Here is an 8,095-nt window from a genome sequence, read left to right on the forward strand (position 1 = left end):
GGGAGGGGGCTTAAGTGTCCGTTCGGGCTGGTGGGTGGCCGAGCGGCCGCTCCATCACGAAGTCGTGTTCCACCGTGGCACCCAGGTTGAACGATTTGGTGCCGACCTTCCGGAATCCTGATTTCTCGTAGAAGCGGATGGCCTTGGCGTTCTGGCTGTTGACCCCCAGCCACATTCCGCGGGCACCTGAGGCTGCGGCTTCCTCCAGGGTGGCGTGCATCAGTTCGGCTGCGGCGCCCAGCCCGTGATGGTCCGGGTGCACATAGCATTTGCTGAGCTCGGTTGACGGCTGGATGGTCAGTGCGGCCGCTACGTCCTGGTCGCCGGCCGGACGGTCCACGAGCATGCTGTAGCCGCGGAGGTCGCCGTCGGAATCGATCACCAGGACCGTGATGCCGGGATCCGCCAGATAGCTCCGGAAGTTCGCGTCGCTGAGGGTGTTCGCCAGGTGCGCAGCGATGTCGTCCGGGGAGGATTGCGGCGGGCAGGCCAGCGGGAAGGTGACGGCGGCGAGCCCGGCCAGCCGGCCGGCGTCGTCCGCTGTTGCTTTGCGGATGGTGTGCGTCATGTCCAAAACTCTAGTCCGCGACCTCCGCGAGGTAGGTCCTGATGCTGTCGACCACCAGCTGGTGGTCGTCGTCCGAGGACAGTCCGGACGCCGTGACTGCAGCGACGACGCCCGTGCCCCGGACCCGGATCGGGAAGGAGCCTCCAGCCAGCGTGTAGTCCTCCGGCGTGAGCCACCCTCCCTGCGTGGGGTCGAAGCGCTTGGCCGCGAACTCCTCGGACATCAGGGCCGTGCTGCGTTCAAAACGCAGGGTGCTTGCCGACTTGCGGCGGATCCATTCCTCCTGGTCGGCGGTGGCGCCGGGCAGGACACAGCGGAAGAGAACCACGTTGTGGCGCCGGATATCGATGGCCACGGAATGGCCCTCGGCGATGGCGCGGTTGGCGATGAGCGAGCCGAGGCGCCAGGCGTCGTGATGGTCAAAGCCGGGGAAGACGAGCTCTTCCTCGTGCCGGCGCAGTTCCGTGATTCGTGGTGAGTCGGTGTCAGTCAAGGGAAGTCCCGTTGGGGGTGGCGTCGGCGTCGTAGCTGAGCCCGATCTGGCGGCGGATTTCGTCCATGGCGGCCATGACGGCGACTGATTCACTTGGAGGAAGGATGGTGCCGGCGGTATCGCCCGCGCGGATCAGGCGTTCCAGTTCTGCAGCCTGGTACTGCATACCGCGACTGTTGACGGGCTGCTCGTACCGTTCAATAACGCTGCCATCCAGCGCATGAACGGTGAATGGCACGGGGTTGTACCAGGTGGATTCGATGTCGATCCACCCTTCGGTCCCGATGACCATGGCCCGGTTGGCGCTGGCGGCGTCCAGTTCGCAGTCCACAATTGCCTGCCGGCCGCCAGCGTATTCAAAGATGGCCGCTGTCTGCCGGTCCACACCCGTCGCGGTCATGGAGGCACTGGCGCGAATGGTCTCCGGAGTGCCCAGGATGTCGAACGCAAAGGAGATCGGGTAGATGCCGAGGTCCAGCAGCGCTCCGCCACCCAGTGCAGGATCGTTCAGCCGGTGGGCAGGGTCCTTGGGCAGGCTCTGGTTGTGGCTGGCGACCACCTTCCGGACCTCGCCGATGGTGCCTTCCTGGATGATGGCGCGGAGGCGGATCATGTGCGGGAGGAACCGGGTCCACATGGCTTCCAGGGCCACGAGCCCCTTGGATTCCGCGAGGTCAACAATGTCCTGGGCTTCGCGGGCGTTCATGGTGAACGACTTTTCCACCAGCACATGCTTGCCGGCATTCAACGCCAGCAAGGCATTGGCATGGTGGAACGGGTGCGGCGTGGCGATGTAGACCACGTCAACCGACGGGTCTGCCACCAAGTCCTCATAGCTGCCGTGCGCGGTCGCCACGCCGTACCGCTCTGCAAACGACTTGCTGGAGTCGAGCGAGCGTGACCCGACGGCCTGTACCGTGAAGCTGTTCTCGTTCAGGTCCTGCGCTTGCAGCCCCGCGATGAATCCGGTGCCGAGGATGCCCCAGCGGATTGCTCCGTCGGACGTGCCGGTGGGTTGATTAGTCAAGAACGCTGTCCTTTGGCGAGTCGGGGTTGGCCAGCGGGTACGCCACAAACGCAAAGCGCCTGGAATCCGGCGACCAACTATTAACGTTGAGGGTTCCCTGGCCGCCGAAGAGAGGCCAGATGTGAAGCGGTGCGGTCCAGTCGCTCGTGGAGACAAGCACGACGGCGACCGGCAGGTCCGCGGGGTGCCCCTCCGTGCCGCCGGGGAAGCGGATGTAGCTGGCCAGTTCGCCATCGGGGGAGAGATGGGGAAACCAGTCGACGGTTTCGCTCTCAAGGAGGCGCTCGAAACCGCTTCCGTCAACCTGCACGCGGGCAAGCTGGGCGTGGCCGGGGAGAGAGCTGAAGGACTCCGTGTTCAGGTAGAGCCACTTTCCGTCTGGCGAGTATTCCGGTCCGTCGCAATGGCCGGGGCCGACATCAACCCCGGCGGTAGCGCCGCCGTCGGACGGTATGGTCCTGAGGCGGCCCGGCTGCGTAAAGTCGCCCGCCTCGATACCCACATAAGCGAGTTCGCCGCCGTCGGGACTCACGCCGTGGAGGAAATGGAACGAACCGTCGTCGGGAGTGACCCGCGCCGCCGGATCCCCGCTCAAAGCTGCACGGTAGATGTGGCCGTCGTTGGCCGACAGGTAGATCGCCTGGCCGTCGGGTGCCAGGACGTGGTCGTTGTTGAGGTCGGGGATGCCGGTCAGAGGGACCTGGTCGACTGTCCGGCCGGCAACGTCAAAGCTCCACAGCTTCCCGTCCCCGTTGAGGATGAGGGCCGAGCCGTCGAGGGTCCAGTTCGGCGCTTCGAGGAGGAGCTCGTCGGTGCTGTAGACAAGTTCGGATTCGCCCGTGGCGGACGCTATCCACACCTCGCAGCGCTGGCCGGGCTGAAGGGTACGCAGCATGTTCAGAGCTCCTTGATCCGGATGTTCCGCCACCGGCACTGCGCGCCCTTGCCCCAGCGGGCCTCCCCGAACATGGAGTCGTTGTCGTGGACTTCCAACGCGATATGCCCGCGCTCGCCGAGAACTGCCAGGACATCCGCCGGGTTGTAGTGCGGCGAGTCCAGCGTAGCGGTGTCCAGTTCGGCGATCTTAAGGCCGTTGACCCAGGTGGTGATGACCGGCAGCGCGCCGACGCAGCGGATGCGGAGTTCGTTCCAGTCGTTCCAGCGCCAGACGCTGAGGAAGTCCTCGACGTCGGCGGCGTGCTTCAGGCGTGCACGCTTTTCTTCCGTGACGGGCTCCACCGACGTGGCCGGGTTGTCCGCTATCAAACCGGTGGGCCGCCCGTCGGCGTCCGTGGCCACGTTGACGGCGAAGGGCACGGCGGAGAAGCTCGCCAGCCCGTTGCCGAAGAACCCGCCGATGCCGCCGGAGGGACGGTGGTCCACCAGGACCTGGAAACCTTCCCACGTATCCGGCCGGCGCCGGATCATCACGCCGGTGTCTGCCGGCCAGTCGGGGCGCATTTCCAGCACGAGTTCGAAGTCGCCGTACGCATGCTCGCTCACCAGGTAGCCGCCGTAGCCGCTGCCGGGGGAGTCCTGCTCGCCGACCAGGACGCCGTCCTCCACGAACCAGCGGGCCGGGTGCTTCTCGGGTTCCACAGGCGGGGTCAAACCAAGGTCGGCAAAGCGTTCCAAGAGGGCCGGACCGCCCGGATACTCGGTGCCGTAGACACGGGGTACCGATCGCCAGCCGGCCAAGGTGGTGCCGTCGAACAGCGGGACAAAACCATCGCCGCCGTCGGGCGTTTCAATTCCTGGCATGACCTAGTCCTTGCTGCTGAAGGCGGCGTCGAAGCTGGTCTGGGAGGCGGGGAAGTCGAACTTCTTGAGCGCGGCGAGGGCTTCGGGGGCGCCGTGGAGGCGGTCCATGCCGGCGTCTTCCCATTCGACGGAGATGGGGCCGTTGTAGCCGATCGCGGTGAGGGCGCGGAAGGACGATTCCCAGGGCACGTCGCCGCGTCCGGCAGAGACGAAGTCCCAGCCGCGGCGGGGGTCGCCCCAGGGCAGGTGGGAGCCCATGACGGTGTTCCGGCCGGTGGGGCGGAGCTTGGTGTCCTTGCAGTCGACGTGGTAGATCCGGTCCTTGAAGTCCCAGATGAAGGAGACGGGGTCGATGCCCTGCCACATGAAGTGGGACGGGTCCCAGTTCAGCCCGAACGCGGGCCGGTGGCCGATCGCTTCGAGGGTGCGGACGGTGGTCCAGTAGTCGTAGGCGATCTCGGAAGGGTGGACTTCGTGGGCGAAGCGGACCCCGCATTCGTCGAAGACATCCAGGATGGGGTTCCAGCGGTCCGCGAAGTCCTGGTAGCCGGCCTCGATGACTTTCTCCGGGACGGGCGGGAACATCGCGACGTACTGCCAGATCGAGGAGCCGGTGAACCCGACGACGGTGTCCACGCCGAGGGCTTTGGCGAGCCGGGCGGTGTGTTTCATTTCTTCGGCCGCGCGGGTGCGGACGCCTTCGGGGTCGCCGTCGCCCCAGACCTTGGATCCGACGATGGCTTCGTGGCGGAAGTCGATGGGGTCATCGCACACGGCCTGGCCCTTGAGGTGGTTGGAGATGGCCCAGACCTTCAGGTTGTACTTCTCCAGGACGGCGAGTTTGGACTCGACGTAGCCGGGTTCGTCCCAGCGCCAGGCGTCCAGGTGGTCCCCGGAGACGGCGATTTCGAGGCCGTCGTAGCCCCAGCCGGAGGCCAGGCGGGCGACTTCCTCGAAGGGGAGGTCAGCCCACTGGCCGGTGAACAGGGTGTACGGGCGGGGCATGTCAGGCTCCTTCGGTGGCGGGGACGGGGGACGCGGTCAGTTGGATGATGGAGGATTTGGCGTTGGCGGATTCTTCGATGGCGGCCAGCACGCGCTGGACGGCCAGTCCGTCCTCGAACGACGGCGACGGCGCGGTGCCGCCGTCGATCGCGGCGAGGAAGTCGCGGATTTCGTGCGTGAAGGTGTGTTCCCAGCCGATCACGTGGCCCTGCGGCCACCAGGCGGCCATGTACGGGTGCTCGGGTTCGTTGACCAGGATGCGCCGGAACCCCTGCTCCCGGACCGGGACGGTGGCGTCCAGGAAGCCGAGTTCGTTGATGGCTTCCAGGTCGAACAGCAGGGAGCCCTTGTCCCCGTAGATCTCCAGTTTCAGGGAATTCTTCTGTCCGGTGGCCATCCGGGAAACCTCCACGGAGGCGATGGTCCCTGAGTCCAGGGTCAGCGTGGCCCAGGCGGCGTCGTCGACCGTCACCTCTTCCGGGCCCTCCGCCCCGGGGCGGTGGGAGACGAAGGTGTGCAGCCGGCCGGAGACCTCGGTGACCGTGCCGCCGAGGAGGAACATGACCTGGTCGATCGCGTGGGACGCGATGTCGCCCAGCGCCCCGGACCCGGCGGTTTCCTTGTTCAGCCGCCACGTCATGGGGGAGTCGGCGTCCACCAGCCAGTCCTGCAGGTACGCGGCCCGGATGTGTCGGACCGTGCCCAGCCGGCCTTCAGCGATGAGCTCCTTCGCGAGGGCCAGGGCGGGCACTCGGCGGTAGTTGAAACCGATCATCGACTGCACGCCGCGTTCCCGGGCGGACCGGGCAGCGTCCGCCATCGCTTCGGCCTCGGCCAGGGTGTTGGCGAGCGGCTTCTCGACCAGGACGTGCTTGCCGGCCTCGAGCGCCGCGACGGCAATCTCGGCGTGCATCCAGCCCGGTGCGCAGATATCCACGATGTGGATGTCGTCCCGGTCCAGGACTGAGCGCCAGTCCGTTGCGGACTCTTCCCAGCCGTATTTCGCGGCGGCCGCCGCGACCTGCCCGGCGTCCCGGCCCACGAGCACTTTCTGCTCGAAGGCCGGAACATCAAAGAAGCTGACCACGTTCCGCCACGCGTTTGAATGGGCCTTGCCCATAAACGCGTAGCCAATCATCGCCACACCCAGCGGCGGGTTGTCCGGGTTGGTGCCGTCCGTGCTTTCTGCGGAGTTCATTGCCTGGTTCCTAGAGGGTGGAAGCGGTGGGGTCCCAGTCCTCGGGGAGGGCCGGGGACGCGGGGGCGGAGCTTTCGACGTTGACAAAGGTGCCGGATTCCACGGATTCGGAGATCGAGACCATGGTGTCCAGCACGTGGTAGGCGAGGTTGCCCGTGGCGCGGTGCGGAACACCGGCCCGGATGGAACGGGCCATGTCCAGAACACCCATGCCGCGGCCGTTGGACGGGCCGGTGGCGGGAATGACGGTCCATTCTTCATCGCCCGCGCGCCAGAGCCGCACGTCGCCGTCGAAGTAGTTGGGATCCGGAAGGGAAATGGTGGCTTCCGTGCCGGTGATCTCCACGAAGCCCATCCGCTGCCGCGGCGACTCGAAGGAAAAGACGCTGTGCGAGGACTGGCCGCCTTCGAACTGGGCCATCGCGGACACGTGGGTGGGGACCTCGACGGTGAATTCCTCGCCCAGCTTGGGGCCGGAACCGATGACCCGGACTTCCTTTGCCTTGGAACCGATCGCCGCCACCTTGCGCACGGACCCGAAGGTCTGGACCAGCGCGGTGAGGTAATACGGGCCCATATCGAACAGGGGCCCTGCGCCGTACTGGAAGAGGAACGCCGGATTCGGGTGCCAGGATTCAGGTCCCGGGGTCTGGAACGTGGTCATGGCCGTCAGCGGGGTGCCGATGTCGCCGCGTTCGATGATCCGCCGTGCGGTCTGCAGCCCGGCGCCGAGGAACGTGTCCGGGGCGCAGCCCAGCCGCAGCCCCGCGGCGTCCGCCGCCTTCAGCAGTCCGAGTCCGGATTCCCGGTCCAGCGAGAACGGCTTCTCGGTCCAGACGTGCTTGCCCGCGTTGACGGCGGCGGTTGCCACCTCCACGTGCGCGGCCGGGATGGTGAGGTTGACGATGATTTCGACGTCGGGATGGTTCAGGGCTGCGTCCACCCCGCCGGATTCGGCGATTCCGTATTCCTTCGCCCGCGCGGCCGCGGCGTCCTCGAACAGGTCGGCGATGACATGGACCTTCAGGTCCGGGAACACCGTCAGGTTGTCCAGGTACTGCTTGCTGATGTTGCCGGCACCGATGACGGCGACGCCCACCGGGCCTTTCTTCGCGGAAGAGGTGCTCATGCCCGGGCTCCTTCGCTTGCGCCGGTGTTGGCTCCGGTGTTCAGGTACGCCAGGGACTGGGCGATGCCGTCGAAGATGTCGCCGGAGTAGTCGTCAAACTCCACCACGCCCACTTCCAGGGACTTCGCGGCGCTGATGACATCCCAGACCGCGATTTTGCCCTGGCCGGCGGGCTGCTGCGCCTTGGTGTCGGTGGTGGCCGGGCCGTCCTTGATGTGGATGAACTTCACCCGGTCCCCCAGCTTTGCCAGGATGTCCACGGGGTCCTGCCCGCCCACGGCAACCCAGTAGGTGTCCACTTCCAGGACCAGTTCCGGGTCCAGGAGGTCAGCGAAATACTCAAGTGCCGTGCGCCCCTCGATGATGGACTCCAGCTCCCAGGCATGGTTGTGGTACCCGACGCGGATGCCGTATTCGGCGCCCTTCTTCGCCGCCGCGTTGAGCTTAGCTGCGGTGGCTTTGATGTCCTCGGCCTTCTGCCAGTGCTCGGCCGGCAGGAACGGGTCAATGACGGTGCTGATGCCCAGTTCCTTCGCGGCGGCAAAGATCTCGTCCTGGTCCTGGCTCAGCAGCGGCGCGTGCCCGGACGGTGCAGTGAGGCCGTTCTCCTTGAGCGCGGCACCGAGTTCGGGTGCCGTCGCAACGAAGTTGTAGGGCTCAACCTGCGTGAAGCCGATCTCGGCGACCTTCCGGATGGTGCCGGGCAGGTCCTCCTGGATGGCATTGCGCAGGGTGTAGAGCTGGAGTGAGTAAGACATGTCGTTCCTTTGCGGTTGTTCTAAAGAAGGGTGCGGCGCTGGTTAGCGGCCGGCGAGGGAGCCGCCGATGCCGCCGACGCTGAAGTATTTGTTCAGGGTGGCGAAGACGATGACCGGCGGGAGCATCATGACCACGGCGAGGGCCATGACGGAGGT

At 66.4% G+C, this 8,095-nt stretch carries 9 protein-coding genes and 1 pseudogene; all 10 read right to left on the reverse strand.

Annotation, left to right across the window (positions count from 1 at the left end; genetic code table 11):
* Window positions 1–10 precede the first annotated feature (10 nt).
* Window positions 11–568: a GNAT family N-acetyltransferase gene (locus tag ACFVWT_RS22345; RefSeq protein WP_390251805.1), complete on the reverse strand. Its 558-nt coding sequence runs from the start codon at window positions 566–568 to the stop codon at window positions 11–13.
* A 10-nt stretch (window positions 569–578) separates the two neighbouring features.
* The gene (locus ACFVWT_RS22350; protein ID WP_390251807.1) at window positions 579–1,061 is read right to left on the reverse strand and encodes a heme-degrading domain-containing protein; all 483 of its coding nucleotides are present in this window, start codon (window positions 1,059–1,061) and stop codon (window positions 579–581) included.
* Complete coding sequence (locus ACFVWT_RS22355) at window positions 1,054–2,088, reverse strand: Gfo/Idh/MocA family protein (RefSeq protein WP_390251809.1); 1,035 nt, start codon at window positions 2,086–2,088, stop codon at window positions 1,054–1,056. Before ACFVWT_RS22355 ends, ACFVWT_RS22350 begins: the two co-directional genes overlap by 8 nt.
* Complete coding sequence (locus ACFVWT_RS22360) at window positions 2,081–2,983, reverse strand: TolB family protein (protein ID WP_390251811.1); 903 nt, start codon at window positions 2,981–2,983, stop codon at window positions 2,081–2,083. The genes ACFVWT_RS22355 and ACFVWT_RS22360 overlap by 8 nt, the downstream gene beginning before the upstream one ends.
* A gap of 2 nt (window positions 2,984–2,985) precedes the next feature.
* Window positions 2,986–3,849, reverse strand: coding sequence for a DUF1080 domain-containing protein (locus ACFVWT_RS22365; protein ID WP_390251813.1), 864 nt, complete (start codon window positions 3,847–3,849; stop codon window positions 2,986–2,988).
* Between the two features lie 3 nt (window positions 3,850–3,852).
* Window positions 3,853–4,854: a sugar phosphate isomerase/epimerase family protein gene (locus ACFVWT_RS22370; protein WP_390251815.1), complete on the reverse strand. Its 1,002-nt coding sequence runs from the start codon at window positions 4,852–4,854 to the stop codon at window positions 3,853–3,855.
* A 1-nt stretch (window position 4,855) separates the two neighbouring features.
* Window positions 4,856–6,052 (reverse strand): Gfo/Idh/MocA family protein, encoded by a 1,197-nt coding sequence (locus ACFVWT_RS22375; protein ID WP_390251817.1) that lies wholly within the window; start codon window positions 6,050–6,052, stop codon window positions 4,856–4,858.
* 10 nt (window positions 6,053–6,062) lie between these two features.
* Window positions 6,063–7,181, reverse strand: coding sequence for a Gfo/Idh/MocA family protein (locus ACFVWT_RS22380; protein ID WP_390251819.1), 1,119 nt, complete (start codon window positions 7,179–7,181; stop codon window positions 6,063–6,065).
* Entirely contained in the window at window positions 7,178–7,939 is a 762-nt protein-coding gene (locus tag ACFVWT_RS22385; RefSeq protein ID WP_390251821.1) for a sugar phosphate isomerase/epimerase family protein, read from the reverse strand. Before ACFVWT_RS22385 ends, ACFVWT_RS22380 begins: the two co-directional genes overlap by 4 nt.
* A 42-nt stretch (window positions 7,940–7,981) precedes the next feature.
* Window positions 7,982–8,095: pseudogene (locus ACFVWT_RS22390) on the reverse strand (carbohydrate ABC transporter permease); the annotation flags it as partial.

Source organism: Arthrobacter sp. NPDC058288, from assembly GCF_042880995.1.
In the GTDB taxonomy this organism is placed as follows: Bacteria; Actinomycetota; Actinomycetes; order Actinomycetales; family Micrococcaceae; genus Arthrobacter.